We start from the raw sequence: 22,293 nt of genomic DNA, 5'->3' as shown, positions 1-22,293 counted from the left end.
TTTCGGGCCGAACCAGATTTGCAGCACTGTGAAAGGAATACCGAATCAGAAATCCGGCAATGCAGCGGCCTTACCCGTGGCGTCCTGAACAACGGCTGCACGCCGCTGGCCATAGGCCGCGCGGGTAAAGGCATAAGGGTCGGACGCGCCATAGATGGCCGACATCGTGCCATCATTCTGTTCACGCCAATTCACGCCCGCCGTGGCAAAGCGCGCTGCGCCGCCCGGCGAGGAAAAGATGCCGCCGATGACAAAGCCCACCGGATCGGTGAACGTATCCACCAAACGCCCAAACCCATCACGCACATTCGACGGCCCAAGGAAGGGCACCATGACATATGGACCCGGCTTTGCCCCGTAACGACCCAGCGTCTGGCCAAAATCGGCGGGGCGGCGCTTCAGCCCGCCAGCCGAGGCGACATCGATCAACCCGGCAATGCCCAGCGTCGAATTGATGGCAAAGCGCACCGCCGTCTTGAGCGCGCGACCGATCTTGAGCTGGACCACCTGATTGACCGCCGTGCTGGGTTCATCAAGGTTCAGGATCAGATTGTTGACGCCCGCACGCAACGGACGCGGCGTCACCGCGCGATAGCCATGGGCGACCGGGGCCAGAAGATTTTTCTCGAAAAAGATGTCAAAGGCAAAGATCTTGCGATTGGGCTTTTCCCAAGGGTCGCGCAGGATCAGGCTCTCGCTGGCCGGAGCCGTATCCATCGGCGCGGCATCGATCGCGGCGGCTTGGGCCGGGGCCGCAACGGATGGGGATGCCACGGGCGACGTCGCACTGGGCGCGGCCTGTTCGGGTTCCGCAACGGCGCCATCCAGCGGCAAGGCGGCAATATGGGGGGCATCGCCAGCCTGCATCAGCAGCGATGGATTCTGGGCCACAGGGGCAGAGGCAACGCTGGCCAATAATATGGCCGACAGGGGCATCACGATCATATCCAAGCTTTCATCACTATGCCCGCCCGCGCAATCACCACCCCCCGGTGGCCGATCACAGGGCGAACATCACCCGAATCCCCGTATCTGCGCCAGAGCATTTTTCTTGGGAAATGGCAATTGCCGCCATGGTCAAAGGGCCGCCTGAATTGCGTCAAACTGCCACTGTGCGCCCCCAAGACCCGTGCTAGACAGGCCGCAGATCGATGAAAATGGGAAGCGGCGATGCGATTGACAATAGGCATGATGGCAAAAGCGGTCACAATCGCGCTGGCGGCCCCGGCCCTGATCACCCCGGCCAATGCGGCGGGCAATCCGCCCCACCGCGTCACAATCACCCGCGACACATGGGGCATCGCGCATATTTCGGGCGATACCGACGCCGATGCGGTTTACGGCATGGTCTATGCCCAGGCGCAGGATGATTTCAACCGGATCGAGGTCAATTACCTGACCAACCTTGGCCGTCTGGCCGAGGCCGAGGGGGAAAAGGCGATCTGGCAGGATCTGCGCCAACGCCTGTTCATCGACCCCGCACGGCTCAAGGCCGATTATGCCCGCAGCCCGGCTTGGCTGAAGGCGATCATGGATGCATGGGCGGGCGGGCTGAACGCCTATCTGGCCGACCACCCGGAAACAAAGCCGCGCGTGCTGACGCATTTCGAACCGTGGATGGCGCTCTCCTTTACCGAGGGCAGCATCGGGGGCGATATAGAGGGCATTGCCCTGACCCAGCTCGAAGGCTTTTACACCCACCACAAAATCGCTATGACAAGCGATGAGCGCGGGCTGATCTTTCGCGAACCCCAAGGCTCCAACGGCTTTGCCATCGCGCCCAGCCATAGCGAGAGCGGCCATGCGCTGCTCTATATCAACCCGCATACCAGTTTCTATTTCCGCTCTGAATTGCAGATGACCAGCAAGCAGGGGCTAAACGCCTATGGCGCGGTGACATGGGGGCAACCCTTTATCTATCAGGGCTTCAACCAGCATGCCGGATGGATGCATACGTCCAGCGGCATCGACAATGTCGACGAATATGCCGAAACCATCGTCGATGGGCCAAAGGGCAAAAGCTATCAATATGGCGACCAGATCCGCCCCGTCATCGTCAAGCCCGTCACCCTGTCCTATCGCATGGCCGACGGCACGATGGCGCAGCGCACGTTCGAAACCTATGCCACCCACCACGGCCCGATCATCCGCGAAGAAAGCGGCAAATGGATCGCCATTTCCCTGATGAACAAGCCCGTGCCCGCGCTGGAGCAAAGTTTCCTGCGCACCAAAACGCGCGATCTGGCCGATTTCCTCAAAGTGGCAGAGCTGAAAGCGAACAGTTCGAACAACACGCTGTTTGCCGATGACAAGGGGCATATCGCCTATCTGCACCCGCAATTCGTGCCGATCCGTGATCAGCGGTTCGACTGGCGCGCGCCGGTCGACGGGGCCGATCCGCGCACCGCATGGATGGGGCTGCACCCCCTGTCCACATTGCCGCAGGTGATCGATCCCAAGAACGGTTGGGCCTATAACACCAACAATGCGCCGTGGAGCGCGGCGGGCGCCGATTCCCCGCAAAAGGGCGCCTATCCCGTCTATATGGACGAAGTGGGCGCCAATCCGCGCGGGCCTCATGCCGAACGGGTTCTGGCCGCCACGCCGCGTTTCTCGATCGACAGCCTGATCCGGGCGGGGCACGATCCGTGGCTGCCCGCGTTTGACCGGTTGCTGCCGGGCCTGTTTGCCGCGGACGCCGCCACCCCATCCCCCGCGCGGGCCGATGCGATGGCTTTGCTCAAAACATGGGATCATCGCACATCGCTGACCTCCACCGCTGAAACGCTGGCCATTGTGTGGGGCGAGAACCTGTGGGCCAAGGGGGCCGAGAGCGCCAAGAAACAGCGGATCAGCGTGATGGACTGGATGGTGGAACAGGCCACGCCTGACCAACGCCTCGCCGCGCTGGACGAGGCCATGGCGCGATTAACCAAGGACTTTGGCGACTGGCGCGTGCCATGGGGCGAACTCAACCGCTATCAACGGCTGAACGGGGCGATTGTCCAACCCCATGACGATGCCAAGCCCAGCACGCCGGTTGCCTTCACATCCTCGCAATGGGGCGCTCTGGCCGTGTCGAGCGGGCCGAAAGTGCCGGGGATGAAGCGCTATTACGGCAACCGGGGCAACAGTTTCGTCGCCGCGGTCGAATTCGGCCCCCGCGTCACCGCCCGCGCCATCAGCACCGGCGGCGCCAGCGGCGACCCCAAATCTCCCCATTTCACCGATCAGGCAGAACGCTTTCTGGCGGGTGATCTGCGCCCCGTCTGGTTCTATCCCACGGACATCAAGGCCCATGCGCAAAGCACGCAAATTCTGATCCGGCGTTAGAGCGATTTCCGTTCAAGCTGAAGCGAACGGAAAAGCGACGCTCAAGTGCCGCGCGGGCTAGTCGCGTTTTTCGATCTCGAAAGATCGGAAAACGCTCTAAACGGAAAGCGTCCCCAGAATGCCGCCATCAGCCGCCCAGCTTTGCGCGGTCACATGGGAAGCATCGTCGGACAGCAGAAATGCCGCCACAGCGGCGGCCTCGGCGGCGGTGCCGATGCGGCCCTGCGGCACGCGGGCGGCCATGGCGGGGCGCTGTTCTTCTGGCACATCGGCCAGCATCGGCGTTTCGATAAAACCGGGCAACAGGCAATTACACCGCACGCCATAGGGCGCGGCCTCCATCGCCACGGCGCGGGCAATGCCTTGGGCGGCATGTTTACTGGCCACATAGGCGATGTTGGCGGCCATGCCCCGCACAGAGGCCAGCGATCCGGTAATCAGGATCGCGCCGCGTCGCCGCTCGATCATACCGGGCAAGACATGGGCAATCGCCCAGAACAGCGAGGTCGTGTTGACGCGCATCACCTCATCAAACATCGCGTCGCCATAGGCCGAAACCGGGGCAAAAGCGCCGCCCGTTCCCGCATTGAGAAACAGCCCGTCAATTGGTCCGTTCTGCGCCTCAAGAGCGTCGAGGGCGGCAATCAATTGCCCTTTGTCGCCGACATCAGCCGCCGCCCATCCCGCATTCAGACGGGCGCCCAATTCGCGTAAAATCCCTTCTCGACGCGCGATCAGACCCGGCGTGCCGCCGCCCGCCGCGATCCTTTCGGCGGTGGCGCGGCCGATGCCCGTGCTGGCCCCGGTGATGACGATATGGCGTCCGGCAAAATCCATGATGCTCTCCCATTTTATATCGGGCGCACTTTGTATTCATTGCATACAAAAATCCAGCCCCATCAATCCGGATGACGCGCCAAGCGGCAAAGGCTAGAGCGAAACGGCGCAAGGAGCATAACGGGCATGACGAACGGCGAATTATCGGCACTCTTCTTTCTGGCCATGGCCTGCATTTTGGCGGCTTCGCGCCTTGTCGGGTGGGCGGCGCAAAGGTTTCTGGGCCAACCGCAAGTGGTGGGCGAGATGATCGCGGGCGTGCTGCTGGGCCCTTCCCTGCTGGGCTATCTGGCGCCGGGGGCCGAAGCGATGCTGTTCCCGGCGGAATTGAAAAAGATCCTCTATGTCGGCGCGCAACTGGGCGTGGGACTTTACATGTTTCTGGTCGGCCTGACCTTCAGCCGCGAAGAGTTCCGGTCGAACGCAGGCCGCGCGGCGGCGGTATCGCTGGCGGGCATGGCCGCGCCCTTTGCCGCCGGGGCCGCGATGATCCCCTGGCTCATGGGGCAACCGGGCCTGTTCATGCCGCAAGTCAGCGCCGCGCAGGCCAGCCTGTTTCTGGGCGCGGCCATTGCCATCACCGCCTTTCCCATGCTGGCCCGGATCATCCATGAACAGGGATTGGCCGGAACGCGCATGGGCACGCTCAGCCTTTCGGCGGGCGCGATTGGCGATGCGGGGGCATGGATCGTTGTGGCGCTGGTTCTGGCAAGCCTTGGCGCGGGTTCCACGGTGGCGATCAAGGCCGCAGGGGGCGGATTGGCATTTGCGTTGGTGATGACTTTGGTCGCGCCGCGTTTGCTGGCCCCTTTGGGGCGACGGGCCGAAATTCACGGCGTGGATGAAGGGTTGCTGGCGCTGGTTCTGGGGCTATTCCTGCTTTGCGCATGGGCGATGGATGCCTGCGGAATGCATGCAGTGTTTGGCGGTTTTCTGCTGGGCACGGCCATGCCGCGCGGCGCATTGGTCGATGGACTGCGCGCGCGGCTGGAGCCTTTTGCGACGACATTCCTTCTGCCCATGTTCTTCACCTTTTCGGGCCTCAACACTCAGATGCAGGTGTTGAGCCATCTCGATCTGGTGCTGGTCACGCTCGCCATTCTGGCGGCGGCGGTTTTGGCCAAGGGCGGCGCGTGCTATCTGGCGGCGCGCCTGTCGGGCGAGGATAATCGCAGCGCGCTGGGTATCGGCGCCTTGATGAATGCGCGTGGCCTGATGGAGCTGATCATCATCAACATCGGGTTGCAGGCTGGCATCATCGGCCCTGCGCTTTTCGCGATTCTGGTGCTGATGGCGATTGTAACCACCTTGATGGCCTCGCCGCTGCTCACCCTGTCCCGCCGATTTGGCTAGGAAATCGAGGAGTTTGGGCCTTTGCGCAAATCCTTTGTGTCGCCCCTCACTTTTTGCCTTGCCAAGGCGGCAACCTGAAGCTAAACGCCCGCCTCACCGCTGGAGTGCCGCTTTAGCTCAGCCGGTAGAGCACATCATTCGTAATGATGGGGTCACGTGTTCGAGTCACGTAAGCGGCACCAGTTTTCCAAAGACATTTTATCAAAGAAACCCTGAGCTTACAGGTTAAAGGCCTTTGGCTGTGTGGCCGCGATTCAGCACGTTTGAGGCCTAAACCGCGCTATACCCACAAGCTGAAGTATAGTGGCTCTGCTTTATCCTTGTGAAACATGACTTTGAAAGAGGCTTTGGCCCGGTTGTAGCCTCGCTTCCTTGCCCAAAGGCCTTTCGTAAGGAGGGCCACCCAAATGGGTCAGGCTTGGGTCGGACGTGGGCTGGCGAGCCGAAAAAAATAGGACTGATTCACCGCAAAGCCGAAGCCTGCCGCCCCCGAAGGAGCGACAGGCGTTGGTGATCAAGAAGCTGCGGCGAGAGGCGGGAGAGCTGTGTAAAAGCGATTGCCGTCGCGGTGCCACAGTTGGCCCACGTTATCGTGAAGCACCTTACCGACGTGCGGTTTTTTGAAGCCCAGACTGGCGACCACACCCACGAGGCCTGAGCCGTTGTTGATGCCTTCATCCATCGCGGCGGCCAGCAGAACCTTGACCTGATCGTGCTTATTGCAACCAGCCCCTTTGCATTCATCGCGCAAACCGCTCAGGCGCTGGAACAGAGACGGCATTTGGTCATTGTCATTCATGGAGCTATCCTTTCTGTGATGGGTGGACCGCACGGGGTGAGCGTGCGGCCCGGTCATGATGCGTGTGGTTATTCGGCGGCTGTGCCCGCCCAGTTGACGTTCATTTGGGCCGCCCCGGCCTCCACAGCGCGGAGGAGGGTGTCATTGGCCAAATGGCTGTAACGCATGGTCGATTGGTGATCGGCGTGGCCGAGAATGCGGCCCACGGCGAACAGGTCGATGCCCGCGTTGATCATGAAGCTGGCTGCGGAATGGCGAAGGTCGTGGATGTGCAGGCCTTCCAAGCCAGCCGCCTCGCGCGCCGTTTCCCACGGGTGTTTGATGTCCGTGTAGGGCTTCTTGGTCCGAGGGTTGGGCAACAGCCAAGCGCACTTATCGAAGCGGGGAAGCTGGTTCACAATGTCCAGCGCCGCCTGCGACAGGGGCACGTGGCGAGCCTTGCCGGTCTTGCTGTCAGGGATGAACCACACCTTGCGGTCGAGGTTCACGTGTTCCCACTTGGCATCGAGCAGTTCACGCTTGCGCGCCCCGGTCAGCAGCAGCAGCCCCACGATGTTGCGAAGCTGCGGATTGATCGAAGCCTCGCAGGCCTTGAGCAACGCCGCCGCCTGATCGCTGGTGAGGTAACGATCACGGGCATTGTTAAACTTAGGCCGAGGTATGCCGCGAACCGGGTTATGTTTCACCCCCGGCGTTTGCCATTTGATGGCCAGTTCGAAGGAACGGTTGAAGGTGATGCGGATTTTCTCGATCGTCGAAGGGGACAGCCCCGCGTCCTTCAGTTCGGCCAACCATTTGGCCACATCCGGCGTCTTGATCTCGTCCAGGCGCTTCTTGCCCCAACGAGGCTTGATGTGGACGCGCAGCATGGACTCAGTGTTGCCGGGGCGCTTCTGGTAAGTATTGGCGAAGTTCAGATGGTCATCCGCCAGCGTGGCGTAGGTCGGAATGGCCTTCTTTTCAGCCTTGGCGGCGGCGGGGCTGCCTCCCATAACCACCTCGGCGCGATACTTCTTCGCCAACTTCTGGGCTTGGGCGAAGGTTATGTCGTCGTAGTTGCCGATCTTCTGCTGGCACTGGCGACCATACTGATCTTGATAGCGCAGGACGAAGGTTTTCGAGCCGGAAGCGCGCGCTTCCAGCACGAAGCCTGTGATGACGGTATCGTAGTAGTCCTCGCGCTTCTTGTTCGGCGGGCATGTGGCGGTCATGCAAAAAGCCGCATCCAATTTGACTCTAGGCATGGATAACTCCTTGTAATGGTGAAGGGATTGAAGGCGCAGAGGCTCACCCCCGGCCCGAATGGGTCAGGCGGCTGGCGTCGGCGTCGGTCGAGAGGGTGGCGGGGGCCGAAGCCCCACGCCGGTAACAATCAGAACGAGGCGTCAGGCTTGCCGGTTGCGGCGGCTGGTTCCTGCGAAGGGAGGGAAAGGGGGAGTTGCCACCTTTACCTGTTCACCCTCCACGCGTTGCGCTGGGACTGGCGACCATGCGCATCTTGAGAGCGCAAAACGTAAGTTTTTGAACCGGAGGGGCGCACTTCCAGCACAAAGCCTGTAATGGCGGTGTCGTAGTAGTCCTCGCGCTTCTTGTGCGGCGGACACGTGGAGGTCAGAGATGAGGTTGCGTTGAGAGCCATCTTGGGCATAGTGAGTTCTCCTTAATGCTATTGCGGGTTGATTGTGAAATGCGGGCGCAAAGGCACACCCCGCCACAGAGGGGGCGGGCGGCGGGCGTCAGCGTTGGGTTGCTGGGTGGCGGGCAGTTTCGCAGAGTTTCAGCGCTGTGCCCCACGGGGTGCCGCCACGCACCCCGCGAAACTGAAATGCAGCGATCCTGCGAAACTGCCGGTGGGGTCAGCCGTGCGAGGGCGGCTGGTCCTCAGGAAGGTCGAGCAAGGCGTAAATCATGGCCCCGCGAGCGCCCCTTCGGAAACACCAGCGATGGACGTTGGGATCCTTGCCTGTGTGCTTTTCGATGGCCCGCAGGACAGCTCGTTCACTGACCTCGACCCGCGCCGCGACGGCTTTGGCCAAGGCCATTTTGGCGAAGGAACCGGAGCTGATGCAGGCTTCAATGGCGGTCACCACCTCGGCCTCGGACTTTTCTTCCACCTCGCGTTTGAAGCCGTTCAGTTCATCCGGGTTTAGGAGCCGCACAGAGGCCAGCCGCTCATCGTAAGACAGGTCCGGCGCATCGGCATAGGCATAGTGGGCGATTCGCGCATTTGTGCCGCGAGACTTAATGCACTCGAATTCGACGACTTTCTCGCCGGGAAAGCCTTCAACTTCCAACGGCCCCATGATGTAGGCGGCGTCGAAATCGTCGCGCAGGTCGGAGGTGCCTCCGTACTGCAACTTACCGTTGGCCGACCGCTGCTTGTTGGTGTGAGCAAAGCCCAGAATGGTGCCTCCGGCCAGCACGAACAGGCGGCAAGCGGTGTTGAACTCGCTCACTTTGGATTTGTCCATTAGGCTTGTGGTCTTCTTCAAGGTGTCGATGATGACGAACACGCCCCGCGCCGATCCATCGTTGGCCATGGTGCGCAGCATGTCAGCCAAGGCTTTGATGTTGAAACCGCGTTGACCGGGGGCCAAGGTGTGGCACCCCAAATCGTCCAGCAGACGCATTTTCGTGGCCAGCCCCTCGCTGCTGTCATCCGCGTTGATGTAGTAGACGTTTTGAGGCTGGATCAGGCCTTTGGTGACCGCAGCGATCAAGAGCCAGAGCGAGATGAGCGTCTTGCCCGCGTTGGGCGGCGCGAATACCACTGTGGCTTGGCCCGACATGACCAACTGCCCCAGCAAGGCAGTGGCGACCACCGCGAGACCTGCGAACTGTTCGGCAAGGCCGCGCAGAGAGTAGGGAGAAAGCGGGGTTTTCTCGACCGGCGGCAGCATGTTCGACACCGGCAACGTGGCCAGTGCCTCCGCATCCAAACTGGGCGGCTCACTGTTGGGCGGCGGCGCGGCGGGCAAGGGCACCTTGTCTCCCGCGACGTGGAGTTCGACGCCGTCGGGCGGGGCACAGTTCTCCGGCGGTTCGTGACCGGCCAAGCGGAACACGTAGTGGTGCCTTGCATCATGCGCCCAAGCCAGCGGGGGACCGCTTCGGCACAGCGGTTCCACCACGGCGCGCAGGGCCTCATTGCCTTGCTCCGTATCTGTGCGACCGGACAGAACCACAAAGTCCGGCGGCACCGTGCCAGAAAGGGTTCCGTCATCAGCCTTCTCCGGCTGAAAGTTGAGCTCGGTCCAATAGGTCAGATCGGGTTGCTCCACCTGAGTGAAAGGCGGAAATTCGATTATGTTTCTTGCGTCGGCCCCCACGCAGTTTTCGGGCAAGGCGGGGCCGCTCGTCTCAGGACAGGTGTCCATGGGCGTTCTCCAATTCTAGCGATGTGTGGTGTTCGCGGCGCTCACTGCATCAGAGGAGCATTCCGCTTTGTGTTAAGCCCGCAGGGCGGTTGGCGATCTTCTGTCGGCGTCGGCCATGTGGTTCTCCTTTCCACCGAAATGCTCGTTTCCGGTGAGACAATTTCTAGATCAAACCCATGATTTTCGCCATGTTCACGGGGCGCTGCAAAATGTGCAGGCCTAAGACTGAAAGAGTCTCTTTGTTTATGGCTGCGAAAATTGCAGCTTTATTTTTTACTTGCTTGTGTCTTCTGTGCATAGCTTGGGCTGTGAGTGATTTTGCGAATCGGAGGTGAGTCCGTGAAATGTGATGTGCGCTTTGCGATGCTGCGTTCGTTCTTGTCGGTGATCGAAACCGGCAGCTATGCCGAAACCGGGCGACAACTGGGCCTCGACGCGACCACCGTCGGCAGGCACATAGTCAGCTTGGAAGAAGCCCTCGGCGAGCGAGTCAACGCGGAAATTCGGTCAACCGCGCCGAAAAAGCGGCAAACCATTCCACCGACGACGGAAGCCCCCAAGGCCCCCAAACCGCCTCCTTTTCGGGCCGTACTGTTCAGTTTGGGCGAGAACAGAGAACTCTCGGACTGCGGGCGTGAGCTTCAAGCCTTCGCGGAACGGACACTTAGGGACTTCGATGCTATGGCGACGGGTGTGGCCGACATTGTGGAGAAAGCACGGCAGCAGCAGCGCGGTTGACCCCGGCAGGGTGGCAGTGCGGCAGCGTCGCGGGGGCGGTTGAGCGTCGCAACGCTTCAGGTTTGCAGCGCTGCGCCCTCCTCGGCTGCCCCGCGAGCCCGCTATGCTGAAGTCCTGCCAAACTGAAAAGCAGCGCCACGGTGGGGCGACCCAGCCGGACCGCCCCCCCCCCCTATCGATGCTGATGTCAGCCCGCCTCGGCCAGCCGACACGCGGCGCGAATGTGTTGCGGCAACGTGTTGGCCTTGGGCACGAGGATGACGTGCCCGAAGCCGGTGTCATCGAGGATGCGGACGATTTCGAACCACGTGCCGTGATCGATGCAGTGCTCACAGGTCAAGGTCTCGCCCTCCATGCCCAGCGCCGCCTCCATATCGGCGGGGCGATCGGCTGGCTCGATGATGACGAAAGCCGCCAGTTCGGCCAGATCATAACCTTCATACTCGGCCAGCCGCTCCATGTGGCCGGTGATGACGGCGTGAAGGGTGGCGTTGGTGATGCCGGAAAGGAAGGCGGCGACTTCTTCATGTGTTGTCAGGTGGATCATGTTGCGTCTCCTGAGCGCACAAAAAAAGCGCCGAAGGCGAAAGGCCTTGGCGCTGTGTGCGGTGGGTTGATGGGATTAAGTGGGCTTATGTGTTGATTGGCTGGCCCGCTGGCGAAAGCGAAGTAATGCGGGCCGAGGAGCGCGGGGGCGGCAGCCCCGGTGGGTCGGTCAGGCCGGGGCCGGAGGCGTCACCAGCGCCCCTCTCCGGGCACCGGCGGGGCGGTTCGGCGGTGGAGCCTGCCCCGCCCGCCGTCCGTCCGGTCACATGAGGTGTTCGACCGGCTCGCCCTTGAACGCCACGATCACCTCATAGTCTTTGGCGTAGGCATATTCATCGTGGCTCAGATACCACTTGCGGATGAACTCGGCCACGGTCTTGCGGGCGGCTTCCAGCACCTGCTTTTTGTGATCATCCTGATTACCGGCCTGAGCCAGCTTGGCCGAGAGCTGTTTGCGTAGTTCGGGCAGGAGCTGGTTGTTTTTCAGCACCACGCAGCCCCCGGCATCCGTGGCGCTTTCCGTGGCGGTGTCGAAGGCCACCGGGGTTGCCAGTTCCAGCGGCGGGGCCACAACCACGACCTGCCTTTCCGTGTTGCGGATTTTGGCGCTCCATTCCCGCGCCAGCCGGACGCGGTAGGTGAAGTGGGCTTTGACCGACACCGTGGCTTCGGTCGAACAGGCCGGAAGGTCTAGGCCCAACAGGCTGCCGCTCTGTTTGGATTTGAACTGTTTGGCGTAAACCACCTTGCCCACCTCCAGCATACCGCCGTTGGTGCGGAAAACGGCGGGCACGTCGCCCACCGGCACTTGCGTTTCCACGACGGGCGCAGGGCCGAAGGAGCGCAGGTAAACCGCATAACCGCCAGCCGCGACGACGGCCAGCAACAGAACGCCCAGCGCGGGGCGCATGAACCATTTCAACATGGCTTTTTCCTTGCGAAAGAGGTTTGGGTGAAAGGGCCGTTGGCCAGCCGATCACTTCAACTTGAACAAGACAGGGGCCGGAAACTTAACCTCCAGCGGCCATCGAGCGGCTTTCTGCAATTTTGCGCTCAAGCCTTGATCGAAAGAAACTTTGACCCGCCACGTTTCGGCATTGAAAGCCGAAGTGTTGACGCGCCAAACAACCAAGCGTTGAGCTTTGATGCCCGGATTCACAGGTCCGGCTTGGACGCCGCGATCCAGCATATTTTCAAGTTTGGTGGCTTCTTCATCTTCAGCATAGACTTGCCCGGAGGCATCGATCAGCTCAAACTTGGGTAGGTCGACGGATTCGACAGGCTCTTTGCCGGTGTTCTTGACGACGCAGCGAGCGACCAAAAAGGTTTCGCCGCCACCGACTACGGGACCGATGCCCACAGCGCCAATCTGCTTTTTGCGTTTGATGGAAGCGAGGCCGAAATCGAAGCCTTCCACGCTCACCACTTCCCGCATCTTTGCTTCTACGGGCTTTTGTGTTTCCGCTTTCGCCTCTTGATCCGCAGGGGCTTGAGACGAGCCACAACCGGCTAAGGGCGCGATACAGCAAAGCGCCAATGCCCTGAGCGCGCCAGACAGGAACGCCTTTCGTTCAAACATCATAGGGTATCCTAACTTGGGTGTGTTGAAGGACCGCGCCGCAGGGGCGCGGGAACAGACCGCTATGGTGTTGCTGAAATCACGCGCTCGCCCCCTCGCCTTGAAAGGGCAGGCGATCGGCTGGCACCCATGCCGCCCCTATGTACCTCTCGGGAGCGACGGCCAAAGCCGGATGTTGGAAACCTGATCGCTAGAGCAGGCGCATGCGCCTTTATCGGCAGAAGCCGACTGGACATGCGCGCATGCCACCCGGCCTCCATAATCTGGTGACCGAGTTCTAGCGATTTTGGGGTTTCCACGCCCCACCGTTCGGCTTTCTCGAACGGCAGGAGCCTTTTGGCGTGAGATCAGGGCTTTCGCAAGCCACCTGTGATCTGTTCATATAAGATGGGCGGATTTGCGATTACCGCAAACGCCAAGGGGCGACTCCCGAAGCGCCTTGAGGGTATCTATCCAGCGATCAATTGTTTACCTCTCGCCTTCTGAATGCTTGTTGTGCTTCATACCTTTGCAGTTGCGTGTGGCATAAATTTTTTGCAGTGATGCGCGCCTATCTTTGCTGTTTCCCAGTATCGTCAAAATGGCAGGCGCGATTTGAGCATATATAATTCCAAACCGCAGCGTTTGCTGACGCAAATCGCATATTCTACCGATACTATCCCAGTCTCGGGTATTTATTGCGCCGGTTTCGAATTGACAGCTTGGCGTTGTGACGCGCTAGCCGACCACCTGATCGAATGGATGGCGGACTACGCACTCCACGAAGAGGAGCTAAGCGTCAATCACGGCAATATGTACGTGCGCCTGAAGCAGGCAGCAGCCCGTATATACTCCAGTCCACATTTCGAAAGGCGGGGTGAAATCGGAGAGATCGCAATGCATGCGATCTGCCGAGAATTCTTTGAAACCATACCGTTTGCTCCGCGTGTATTTTACCTGACATCTTCGAACGATGTGGTGAAGTCGTTTGATTTGGTACACGTCCGATATCCCAAAGCCGGACCTGAACTATGGTTGGGCGAGGCAAAGTTCTTTGAGAACGGGGTCGAGGGTGCCCGCGCAGCAATCAGATCACTGAATGACCATCTCGAAGCCGGTTTTTTACGAAATGAGAAATTAATACTCGGACCTCAAGTTTCGAAAAGCGTTCCACGTTACCAAGAAATCCGCGACCTCCTTTCTGAGAGAACCTCGCTCGATGAATTATTCAGGACCGCAATATTCCCAATTTGTATTGTTAGCGATAGCGCCGCCACGGTGAGTTCTGCAACCGTTTGCGAGACGTATTTGGAAGCCTTACGGGGTGAGGTCGCCGAAATGTCTCGCATCATAGCAAACTCGGGATTACCACAGCGGGTTCGGCTGATGTTGCTCCATCTGCCGTTGGGCTCGAAGCAGAAACTCGCCGCTGCATTTGACGCTCGCTTGAAGGGATTGCTTCCATGAGCCTTGCCGATATCGATTGGAAGGCCTTGAACCAAATGGCAGCATCAGCCCTCATCCCAACCATATTCAAGATCATGCAAGATACTGCGCTAGCCATCAATAGCACAGATCCTGATGATCCTAAAGTTCTTCAAGTTATACCAAGACTTGCAGATATAATTAATAACCGTCCTGAACTTTCAATTCTGATAGAACCATTTAGTTCTTTAGCTCGCGCAACAGGTCTTTGGAATTACATTGACAGATCCTCAGCTGACTGGTCTGATCGTATCGTAGCAGAGACAGTTACTGCGCCAGAACTGGGTGGTATAACCTTCCATCGAGAGCAAATCACTGCGCTTACCAAGTTGCTGGCCGGGGAAAACCTCATTCTGAGCGCTCCGACCAGCTTTGGAAAGAGCTTGCTCATCGATGCACTGCTGGCGTCAGGTAAATACGAAAGAGTCGCCATCGTGCTTCCCACCATTGCCCTGCTGGACGAGTTTAGGCGGCGTCTGAAACGGCGGTTCGATGGACGCTTCGAGATATTGATGCATCCAACCGACCGAGCTTCGGGGCAGCATGTAATCTTTCTCGGTACGCAGGAGCGCCTTATCGGGCGTGACGATTTGGGAACACTTGATCTCACTGTGGTTGATGAGTTTTATAAGTTGGACCCCAAGCGCAAGGACGAGCGTCACGTCACGTTAAACGCGGCTGTTTACCGCCTACTGCGGCGATCGCGGCAGTTCTTTTTCCTCGGCCCAAACATCGATAACGTCCGCATGGATGTCGACGGGCGATGGAATTTTCAGTTCCTGAAAACCCGGTTCTCGACTGTTGCCGTTGACACTTTCGATCTTCGACATGTCGCGAACAGAGAAGCTAGGCTGATGGAGGAGATCGCCGAAGATCGGAACTGGCCAGCGCTTGTATTTGTTTCATCCCCTGATCGGGCAAACCGACTGGCAGAGGAGGCTGCCAAGCAGATTGCTACATCCGATGACACGGCTGATTTTGCCCAATGGATGGGAGAGAATGTTGGGAGTCGGTGGCCACTGGTTAGGGCAGTTGAATATGGCTTCGGCGTTCACCACGCGCGCGTTCCACGCGCTATTGCATCGCATATGGTGAGGATGTTCAATCGTTCTGAATTGCCTGTCCTTTTCTGCACCTCAACCTTGATCGAGGGGGTTAACACGGCGGCGAGGACTGTACTGATTTTCGACAAAAAGATCAGTAATAGCGACTATGATTTCTTTACCTTCGCTAACATTAGAGGCCGTGCAGGGCGTCTCGGCCAACACCATGTGGGGCAGGTCTATCTATTCAACGAGCCGCCGGTCGTTGAGAAGATGGAAGTTTCGCCAACTTTGTTCGGCGACGACGAGGATGCATCCGACGATTATGTGGTGCACCTCGATGAGGACGATACGAGCGAGATGATTGACGATCGCGTCGCAGCATTGCGCCAATCGCTCAACCTGTCCACCGCTGAACTTCGGATTGCTTCCGCAGTGGGGCTCGATACGGCTCATGCCATCAAGCAACAGGTGGAGGTATCTCTCCGAAAGAGCCGGGTTCTCGTGTGGGCTGGGATGCCTGACTACAATACAACGCTCGCAACCATTGATGTAATTTGCAGCGTCAAAAGCAGCCGCAATTTTGGAGCATTCACCACCAAGCAACTAACCTATTTGATTAGCAGGCTACGGCAGCCGTCGTCGTTTCGAGCCTTCCTCCTAGACTACGACGCTAGGTTTAAAGGCGACGCAACAAGCTACGACAATGTTTTTAAATTCTTGCGAGCCTGCGAGTATGGTCTTCCGCAAATTTTCGCTCTCGTGGAAATTTTTGTTCAGAAGCAATACCCCCAGGCAGACTACAGCTTTTATATACGCGAAATGAGTAGATGGTTTCGAAACGAGGCTTTGCGCAACTTGGATGAAGAAGGCATCCCAATCCAGATCTCGGAACGTTTTCTCAGGTCCGGCGATGACCGGAGCTCCCTCGCGCAGCGATTGGCGCAAACCGCAATCAAAGGCCACCCCCAACTCACAGCCTTTGAGCGCTCATGGCTGTTGGCCGCCCTAGATATTGATCTAGATGCCCCCCCTATTTCAAGTGCGATCACTTGATAGGCTTCGGCAAGCCGGAGGCTGATTTTTACCCATCAGCCAGATCTGGAAGATGACAATCACGGAAGCACTGCCCACAATGATAGGGAAGTGGGGGACATCAGTTCCGCGCATGACTTGACGGCCATTCCTTTTTGCTGCTGTCCGATCGCATAGATTCGCGGAGTAACTCGGTGACTGAACGATTCCACATTGCAGAATGGTATGGTCAGCCGTTTTTGGATTTGACCCCAGACCAGCGCGTGGATTTTGCTCAGCACAAAGTCGGCAAGCATGTGATGAAGAAAGCCGACATCAACCGTCTCAATCAATTGACCGCCAAGCAAAATTCGCAGCCGCTCAGTGGGAAAGAGACTGAACGCCTCGCCGCTTTGGGCGAACTATTGGACAAACAAGAGAAGCATGAAAAGACATGCCCATTCAGGACTGACATATCACACCCCACCTGCACAAAGCCCGGAGGTGTTTGCTCGCTGCGGCTGTATACCGATGCCAACGGTGAGTTTGAGGCGGTGGCTGGTGAGCGCGGAATGGTACGCGCTCTGTGCCCGTATCGCTTCCACCAAGGGAACATCGCTTTCAGGCATATTGGCAACAGCCTACTTCAAGACCCAAGCCCGATCCAAGCGGGTGAAGTCGGCTTTCTCGAATCCACTGGAAATCTGGATAGTGCCCCCGGCGAGGATGTTGGACGCATCGACATGATTTTGGTGGCCGGAAACAGGCCTGCCGATGCTGAAATGAAGTGGTGCGCCGTCGAGGTGCAGGCGGTGTATTTTTCCGGGCGGGAAATGGCCATTGAGTTCCGGGACATCATCGAGCGCAAAGGCGAACCTGCCATGCCGGTCGAGGGTCGCAGGCCTGATTATCGCAGCAGCGGCCCAAAGCGGCTTATGCCCCAACTTCAAATTAAAGTGCCCACGCTCAGGCGCTGGGGCAAAAAGATGGCCATACTCGTGGACTATGCCTTCTTCTTGTCGATGGGCGAGATGAAACAGGTCGAAGCCATCTCAAATTGCGATGTGGTGTGGGTGTTAGTGGACTTTGTGCCATCGCCTGCTGGGGGCGTTTACACTACCAAGGTCGTGAAAGAGTTTGGCACCACACTTGAGAGCGCCATTGAAGGCTTGACCGGCGGACAAGCGGTCTCGCTGGAGGAGTTCGAGGAACGCATCAACGGGAAAATTTTCCCATGACCTTGCTTCAGAAGCTTGCTTGATTCATTGTCAACTGCTAGCGCTCGTTTGAACAAAATGAGAACAAATCAGGTGTGCCACGATGAACATGACAGCAATTGACCTTTTCTGCGGAGCAGGAGGCTTGTCTGCCGGTCTGGAAATGGCTGGGTTCAGGGTACTTGCTGGTGTCGATCTGTTCGAGGCTGCGGGGCAAACTTTCGAGGCAACGCATCCCAACGCCACATTTATCGGGAAGCCAATCCAAGACGTTACCATTGATGAACTGATGCAGGTCACTGGGTTAAAGCGTGGTGAGTTGACCATTTTGGCTGGCGGGCCGCCTTGCCAAGCATACTCGGTTTACAACCACCAGCGCGGTATGCACGACGCCCGCGCCACCCTGTTTCGCGAGTACCTCCGGATCGTTGACGGTTTGCAGCCCGAATGGATCGTGATGGAAAACGTGATGGGCATTTACTCGATTGCTGGCGGCGCTGCCGTCCGTGCGATCAAAGATGAGCTCGGCGCGTTAGGCTATGATGTCAAAGAGCAGGTGCTGAAAGCCGAGCATTTTGGTGTACCGCAAGAGCGGCGCAGGGTGGTTTTCATCGGTAATCGCGTCGGAGCGCCTATCAAACACCCAAGCCCTACTCATGGCGAAGGCCTTTTGCCGTATACCAGCATCAAGAACGCGATCGGCGACCTAGTACCGCTTAGCAATGGCGAAGATCTCGGTGTTGTGCCCTATGCGTCTGCGCCTGATTGCGAGTTTCAGCGATTTGTAAGGGGCAATCGCACGCGTGTCGGCAACCATGCTGCACCGCGCCTTGGTAAGGTGAACGAGGCGCGTTTGGCACATATTCCTCCGGGTGGAAGCTGGCGCGATATTCCGTTCGACCTTTTGCCAGCCGGGATGAAGCGGGCAAAGCGCTCCGACCACACCAAGCGTTACGGGCGCATGACTTGGGATGGGCTGTCCTGCACTGTCCTGACCAAATGCGACATTCATTGGGGGGCGTACATCCACCCTGAGCAAGACCGGGCAATCTCGGTTCGTGAAGCAGCACGTTTGCAGGCTTTCCCCGATTGGTTTGAATTTTCGGGTTCCAAGACCGATCAATATATCCAAGTTGGCAATGCCGTGCCGCCGCTGCTCGGTCGCGCCATCGGGATGACAATTGCGCAGCTGATTGAGGAAAATGAGCCAGCTTTCACCAGCGTCGCCGCTGAGTGACCGGTGACGTTTCGACACGTCAAACCGGGCATAGACCGGGTCGGATTCCGGCGTGGCTTCCTATTAAAGTGCCTTTGGTAGGAAGCCGCCCAAACACGGAAGTCGGCTGAATTTGGGCATAGCGTGGGCCGTAGCGAAAACAGGCCTACAAATTCAATCCATCAAATTGATTTAAAACAGAAATAGAGAAAATAACAAACCGCTTCGTAATGATGGGGTCAGGTGTTCGAGTCACCTAAGCGGCACCACTTTCTCCGACATTGATGCCAGAGACGCCGCCGCGTCAAATTGCGGTGATTGCCTATTTGTAATCATGGTGCGCGTCATGTCGGCGTCGGCCCAGCCAAACAGAATTTCGGGAGCGGATTGCGCAGCGCCTCGATGCAAGGTTTTCCTGCAATCCCACTCCCGAAATCTCTCGCCCGCGCCTTTCCCCAAGGCATCGGGCGGTGGACGTATCAGACCCCGTCGACGGCCTTGCTGACTAGAACATTGACCGAGACGCGGCGGTTCTGGGCCTTGCCTTCAGGCGTGTCATTGCTGGCCAGAGGGTCGGCCTTGGCCATGCCGGTCGGGGTCAGCATGCGATAGGGCTTCCAGTGGCAGGCCTGCTGGAGATAGTTGATCACGCTGCTGGCGCGCTTTTCGCTCAACGTCTGGTTGAAATCGTCGCTGCCGGTCGAGTCCGTATAACCGACAACCAGAATGAGCGCATTGCTGACGCCTTCGGCCTGCGATGCCGCGTTGCACAAGGTGGCTTTGTCATTGGGTGACAGGTTCGTCTTGCCCACGTCAAAGTGAACGTTGGTGGTGCTCTTGACGTTGTAATTGTCGATGTCGGCCATCCGCCCGCGCAGGGCCTCGGTGGCGGCGGTCTGTTCGTCAAAGCGCTGGTCGGTGCCGTGACGGATCATGCTGGCCATTTTCAGGTCGCCATTGCGCAGGTTGATCTGCTTGGCCAACAGGCCGTCGGACCATTGCATCGTCTTGACCGTGACCGGCAAACCGTTGAGCAAGGAGCCCGAATCCAGCTTGTTATTGCCGAACAGTCCCTTGCTGGCCTTGATCACGGTGGCATTGTCCATCGTGATGACCGACTTGCTACCATCGGCGGCGGTCACCTGAAACCGGTCGCCCTTGCGCGCGGAAATAAAGCCTTTGATCTCCGGCCCAGGTGTCAATTGCGAGGCATCGGGAACGGCCGCCCCGGCCACGGTAATGGGCGCCTCGCCCGGCTGTTGGGCTGAAAGCGTGCCACCCATCGTCATGGCTCCACAGGCGGCCACAACAAGAAAAGCTGCCTTTTTGGAAGTAAAACGCATCTCTCAACTCCTTTTAAAGTCCACTCGAACGGTGTGCTGATCCGTTCATGTCTCCCAGATTAAGGAGGTGTCAGAGAGGCCGATTCCACCGATGAAGCGAGCGCAGGTTGCGACAAATTGCGACATTGTGCCCATTTTGTTGCCATATTGGTGATGACGATTCGCCGTCCGGAAAGGCTCAACCCATCCTTTCCCCCCTCGGCGCACGGCCCATAGGGCACGATTCACCCCGCCAAAGCCGTGGGCCTGAACCATTAAAAAACCCCCGCTTCGGTCTGGAAGCGAGGGTTTTTGTCGATTTTAGACGTAAAAAGACGCTTTTATCAGGCCGCGCGACCAAAATCGGCGTCATCTTCATCCTCGCCGCCGCTCATCATATCCAGCGCGAAACCCTTCACGCGATCTTGCTGATGCATGACGGAATTGGGCTTGGCCTTCTTGGCTTTGGCGCGGGGCGCGGCGGCCGCCGCCGGGGCTCGCGCCGGTCGCGGAGCAGCGCTGCGGGGCGCAGAGGCCATGCCCCCCGTTCCTTCGCCGCCGACACGGAAGAAAGAAACAATATGCTGCAATTCATCAGCCTGCGATGCCAGTTCTTCCGAGGTGGTCGAAATTTCGACCGAGGCACTGGCATTCTTCTGCGTCACGCGGTCAAGTTGCTGGATCGCTTCATTGATTTGTGAGGCACCAATATCCTGTTCACGGCAGGCCGCGCTGATTTCCGAAACCAGTTCGGCGGTACGGCGAATGTCGGGCACCAGCTTGACCAGCATCTCGCCCGCCTCTGCCGCAGCCTTCACCGTGTCGGAGGACACGGCCACGATTTCCGATGCCGCCACCTGACTGCGTTCGGCCAGTTTGCGCACTTCGGAGGCGACCACGGCAAAACCCTTGCCATGTTCGCCCGCACGTGCGGCCTCGACGGCGGCGTTCAACGCCAACAGGTCGGTCTGGCGCGCAATTTCCTGCACGATGCTGATCTTGGCCGCGATGGTGCGCATGGCCGAAACCGCCTTTTCCACCGCCGCGCCGGACAATTCGGCATCCTTGGACGACTGGCGAGCGATCTTTTCGGTCTGGGCGGCATTGTCCGCGTTCTGGCGGATGTTGCCGGCCATTTCCTCCATCGAGGCGGACGCTTCCTCGGTCGAGGCGGCCTGTTCATTGGCGCCTTCGGACAATTGTTCGGAACTGGCGGCCATCTGGTTGCTGCCCGATGCAACGTGATCGGCGGCATTACCCACATTGGTGGCAAAATTGCGCAGATTGTCGATCAGGCGGTTCACCGAATTCTTCATCCGCTGATGGTCGCCTTGGCAATCAATATCGACCCGCTCGGTCAAATCGCCCTTGCTGGCCAGATCCAGCACGCGGTTGCCCTCGGCAATGGGCAGCAGGATCGCGTCAAGCATCCCATTGATGCCCATGATCAGACGGCCAAAGTCTCCGACAAAGCGGCGATCATCCCCGCGCTCGCTCAACCGACCGGCGGTGGACGCCGCGATCAGATCGTTGATTTCGGCGGTGATGGCGCGAAGGTTGCCGCGCAGCGTTTCGATCGTGTCGTTGATAAAGGCCTTCTTGCCGGGGAATTGTTCCAGCGGCGCGTCGAAATCACCCTCACCAAAGGCTTTGACGCAGGCCATCGCCTTCTTCTTCACCGCGATATGCCCGGCCACCATGTTGTTGATGCCATGCGCCACGGTGGAAAAGTCACCCTTGAACTTTTCGGCGCGCACCTTGACGTCAATGTCGCCGCGTTCATGCTCGGCGGACATGTAATTCAATTCAGTAATCAACCCGCGCAGATTGGCGCGCAGCGTTTCAATCGTATCGTTGATAAAGGCCTTCTTGCCCGGCAATTGTTGCATCGGCGCGTCGAAATTGCCGACGCTGAATTCCTTGACACAGGCCATGGCCATTTTCTTGACCGCGATATGCGCGCCCACCAATTCGTTGATGTCTTTGGCCATGACCGCATATTCGCCGCGGAATTTGTCGACCGGGATAATGACGTCAATATCGCCGCGCTCATGCTCGCTGCTCATGGTCTGGATGCTGGTTGAAAGGGCGCGGGCCGGATTGGTCGCGCTGTCCAAAAGCCGGTTGATGGCGCCAAGAATGACCTGCGATTGCCCCTTGGCCATCGACAGATCCACCCGGGCCGACGTATCGCCCCCGGCCATCGCCGATTCGACGCGCTCGATCTCAGCCACAATAGTTTCAGGCGATACGCTGGAGAAAATGCTAAGCGCCATGGACAAGTTCCTCTTTACCAGCTCTTTTAGTTGACAAAGTCCGGCACAATTCCGTCATGGAACTTCCGGCCTGCGCCCAATTACAAAGGTTGGCCAAAGGATATGTCGATCTTGTCGAATAACGGTAAATTGCCCAGCACGCTTATCTAGGCATATTTCCGATACCCCCCTTATTCCAA

Annotated in this window: 18 protein-coding genes and 1 tRNA gene; 8 read left to right on the top strand and 11 right to left on the bottom strand. The window is 58.6% G+C overall.

The window, feature by feature from the left end:
- Positions 1–45: 45 nt before the first annotated feature.
- Positions 46–945: an MlaA family lipoprotein gene (locus AC2S2E_RS07185; protein ID WP_486524286.1), complete on the bottom strand. Its 900-nt coding sequence runs from the start codon at positions 943–945 to the stop codon at positions 46–48.
- Between the two features lie 246 nt (positions 946–1,191).
- Here AC2S2E_RS07185 and AC2S2E_RS07180 point away from each other — a divergent pair, with 246 nt between their 5' ends.
- Positions 1,192–3,333: a penicillin acylase family protein gene (locus AC2S2E_RS07180; RefSeq protein WP_486524568.1), complete on the top strand. Its 2,142-nt coding sequence runs from the start codon at positions 1,192–1,194 to the stop codon at positions 3,331–3,333.
- A gap of 96 nt (positions 3,334–3,429) precedes the next feature.
- On the opposite strand, the gene AC2S2E_RS07175 is transcribed toward AC2S2E_RS07180, so the two are convergent.
- Positions 3,430–4,170: an SDR family NAD(P)-dependent oxidoreductase gene (locus AC2S2E_RS07175; RefSeq protein ID WP_486524285.1), complete on the bottom strand. Its 741-nt coding sequence runs from the start codon at positions 4,168–4,170 to the stop codon at positions 3,430–3,432.
- A 126-nt stretch (positions 4,171–4,296) separates the two neighbouring features.
- Here AC2S2E_RS07175 and AC2S2E_RS07170 point away from each other — a divergent pair, with 126 nt between their 5' ends.
- Together AC2S2E_RS07170 and AC2S2E_RS07165 are read left to right on the top strand one after the other, a co-directional pair.
- Positions 4,297–5,523, top strand: a complete 1,227-nt coding sequence (locus AC2S2E_RS07170; RefSeq protein ID WP_486524284.1) for a cation:proton antiporter — start codon at positions 4,297–4,299, stop codon at positions 5,521–5,523.
- Between the two features lie 106 nt (positions 5,524–5,629).
- Positions 5,630–5,705: transfer RNA gene (locus tag AC2S2E_RS07165), tRNA-Thr, on the top strand.
- A gap of 332 nt (positions 5,706–6,037) precedes the next feature.
- On the opposite strand, the gene AC2S2E_RS07160 is transcribed toward AC2S2E_RS07165, so the two are convergent.
- The 4 genes from AC2S2E_RS07160 to AC2S2E_RS07145 form a co-directional block, all read right to left on the bottom strand.
- Positions 6,038–6,322, bottom strand: coding sequence for a hypothetical protein (locus tag AC2S2E_RS07160; RefSeq protein WP_486524283.1), 285 nt, complete (start codon positions 6,320–6,322; stop codon positions 6,038–6,040).
- A gap of 68 nt (positions 6,323–6,390) precedes the next feature.
- Positions 6,391–7,566: a tyrosine-type recombinase/integrase gene (locus tag AC2S2E_RS07155; protein WP_486524282.1), complete on the bottom strand. Its 1,176-nt coding sequence runs from the start codon at positions 7,564–7,566 to the stop codon at positions 6,391–6,393.
- A 203-nt stretch (positions 7,567–7,769) separates the two neighbouring features.
- Positions 7,770–7,970: a hypothetical protein gene (locus AC2S2E_RS07150; protein WP_486524281.1), complete on the bottom strand. Its 201-nt coding sequence runs from the start codon at positions 7,968–7,970 to the stop codon at positions 7,770–7,772.
- Between the two features lie 208 nt (positions 7,971–8,178).
- Positions 8,179–9,699, bottom strand: a complete 1,521-nt coding sequence (locus AC2S2E_RS07145; RefSeq protein ID WP_486524280.1) for an AAA family ATPase — start codon at positions 9,697–9,699, stop codon at positions 8,179–8,181.
- Positions 9,700–10,011: 312 nt separating this feature from the next.
- Here AC2S2E_RS07145 and AC2S2E_RS07140 point away from each other — a divergent pair, with 312 nt between their 5' ends.
- A complete protein-coding gene (locus AC2S2E_RS07140) occupies positions 10,012–10,437 on the top strand; it encodes a helix-turn-helix domain-containing protein (RefSeq protein WP_486524279.1) in 426 nt (141 codons plus the stop codon).
- Positions 10,438–10,624: 187 nt separating this feature from the next.
- On the opposite strand, the gene AC2S2E_RS07135 is transcribed toward AC2S2E_RS07140, so the two are convergent.
- From AC2S2E_RS07135 to AC2S2E_RS07125, 3 genes are all read right to left on the bottom strand, one after another.
- A complete protein-coding gene (locus tag AC2S2E_RS07135) occupies positions 10,625–10,984 on the bottom strand; it encodes a hypothetical protein (protein WP_486524278.1) in 360 nt (119 codons plus the stop codon).
- 261 nt (positions 10,985–11,245) lie between these two features.
- Positions 11,246–11,908, bottom strand: coding sequence for a hypothetical protein (locus AC2S2E_RS07130; protein ID WP_486524277.1), 663 nt, complete (start codon positions 11,906–11,908; stop codon positions 11,246–11,248).
- Positions 11,909–11,959: 51 nt separating this feature from the next.
- Complete coding sequence (locus AC2S2E_RS07125; RefSeq protein WP_486524276.1) at positions 11,960–12,565, bottom strand: DUF4352 domain-containing protein; 606 nt, start codon at positions 12,563–12,565, stop codon at positions 11,960–11,962.
- Between the two features lie 591 nt (positions 12,566–13,156).
- Here AC2S2E_RS07125 and AC2S2E_RS07120 point away from each other — a divergent pair.
- The 4 genes from AC2S2E_RS07120 (at position 13,157) to AC2S2E_RS07105 (ending at position 18,537) form a co-directional block, all read left to right on the top strand.
- Positions 13,157–14,008, top strand: coding sequence for a HamA C-terminal domain-containing protein (locus tag AC2S2E_RS07120; protein WP_486524275.1), 852 nt, complete (start codon positions 13,157–13,159; stop codon positions 14,006–14,008).
- A complete protein-coding gene (locus tag AC2S2E_RS07115; protein WP_486524274.1) occupies positions 14,005–16,125 on the top strand; it encodes a DEAD/DEAH box helicase in 2,121 nt (706 codons plus the stop codon). The genes AC2S2E_RS07120 and AC2S2E_RS07115 overlap by 4 nt, the downstream gene beginning before the upstream one ends.
- Before the next feature lie 173 nt (positions 16,126–16,298).
- Positions 16,299–17,321 carry a NotI family restriction endonuclease gene (locus AC2S2E_RS07110; RefSeq protein ID WP_486524273.1) on the top strand — a complete coding sequence of 341 codons (1,023 nt, stop codon included), beginning with the start codon at positions 16,299–16,301 and terminating at the stop codon, positions 17,319–17,321.
- Between the two features lie 82 nt (positions 17,322–17,403).
- Positions 17,404–18,537 carry a DNA cytosine methyltransferase gene (locus AC2S2E_RS07105; RefSeq protein WP_486524272.1) on the top strand — a complete coding sequence of 378 codons (1,134 nt, stop codon included), beginning with the start codon at positions 17,404–17,406 and terminating at the stop codon, positions 18,535–18,537.
- Between the two features lie 458 nt (positions 18,538–18,995).
- Here the strand turns inward: AC2S2E_RS07105 and AC2S2E_RS07100 are convergent, their stop codons facing one another.
- Complete coding sequence (locus tag AC2S2E_RS07100; RefSeq protein WP_476101424.1) at positions 18,996–19,859, bottom strand: OmpA family protein; 864 nt, start codon at positions 19,857–19,859, stop codon at positions 18,996–18,998.
- Positions 19,860–20,182: 323 nt separating this feature from the next.
- Positions 20,183–22,114 (bottom strand): methyl-accepting chemotaxis protein, encoded by a 1,932-nt coding sequence (locus AC2S2E_RS07095; RefSeq protein ID WP_486524271.1) that lies wholly within the window; start codon positions 22,112–22,114, stop codon positions 20,183–20,185.
- Positions 22,115–22,293: the final 179 nt, after the last annotated feature.

This window comes from Novosphingobium sp. 550D (assembly GCF_057401885.1).
Note: the sequence above shows the minus strand (reverse complement) of the source record. Positions and strands in the feature narration are given on the sequence as shown.

What these genes read in the sequence shown, in the direction of transcription:
- AC2S2E_RS07185 (WP_486524286.1), bottom strand. Translation starts at nt 945, where the DNA reads ATGATCGTGATGCCCCTGTCGGCCATATTATTGGCCAGCGTTGCCTCT.
- AC2S2E_RS07180 (WP_486524568.1), top strand. Translation starts at nt 1,192, where the DNA reads ATGGCAAAAGCGGTCACAATCGCGCTGGCGGCCCCGGCCCTGATCACC.
- AC2S2E_RS07175 (WP_486524285.1), bottom strand. Translation starts at nt 4,170, where the DNA reads ATGGATTTTGCCGGACGCCATATCGTCATCACCGGGGCCAGCACGGGC.
- AC2S2E_RS07170 (WP_486524284.1), top strand. Translation starts at nt 4,297, where the DNA reads ATGACGAACGGCGAATTATCGGCACTCTTCTTTCTGGCCATGGCCTGC.
- AC2S2E_RS07160 (WP_486524283.1), bottom strand. Translation starts at nt 6,322, where the DNA reads ATGAATGACAATGACCAAATGCCGTCTCTGTTCCAGCGCCTGAGCGGT.
- AC2S2E_RS07155 (WP_486524282.1), bottom strand. Translation starts at nt 7,566, where the DNA reads ATGCCTAGAGTCAAATTGGATGCGGCTTTTTGCATGACCGCCACATGC.
- AC2S2E_RS07150 (WP_486524281.1), bottom strand. Translation starts at nt 7,970, where the DNA reads ATGCCCAAGATGGCTCTCAACGCAACCTCATCTCTGACCTCCACGTGT.
- AC2S2E_RS07145 (WP_486524280.1), bottom strand. Translation starts at nt 9,699, where the DNA reads ATGGACACCTGTCCTGAGACGAGCGGCCCCGCCTTGCCCGAAAACTGC.
- AC2S2E_RS07135 (WP_486524278.1), bottom strand. Translation starts at nt 10,984, where the DNA reads ATGATCCACCTGACAACACATGAAGAAGTCGCCGCCTTCCTTTCCGGC.
- AC2S2E_RS07130 (WP_486524277.1), bottom strand. Translation starts at nt 11,908, where the DNA reads ATGTTGAAATGGTTCATGCGCCCCGCGCTGGGCGTTCTGTTGCTGGCC.
- AC2S2E_RS07125 (WP_486524276.1), bottom strand. Translation starts at nt 12,565, where the DNA reads ATGATGTTTGAACGAAAGGCGTTCCTGTCTGGCGCGCTCAGGGCATTG.
- AC2S2E_RS07115 (WP_486524274.1), top strand. Translation starts at nt 14,005, where the DNA reads ATGAGCCTTGCCGATATCGATTGGAAGGCCTTGAACCAAATGGCAGCA.
- AC2S2E_RS07105 (WP_486524272.1), top strand. Translation starts at nt 17,404, where the DNA reads ATGAACATGACAGCAATTGACCTTTTCTGCGGAGCAGGAGGCTTGTCT.
- AC2S2E_RS07100 (WP_476101424.1), bottom strand. Translation starts at nt 19,859, where the DNA reads ATGCGTTTTACTTCCAAAAAGGCAGCTTTTCTTGTTGTGGCCGCCTGT.
- AC2S2E_RS07095 (WP_486524271.1), bottom strand. Translation starts at nt 22,114, where the DNA reads ATGGCGCTTAGCATTTTCTCCAGCGTATCGCCTGAAACTATTGTGGCT.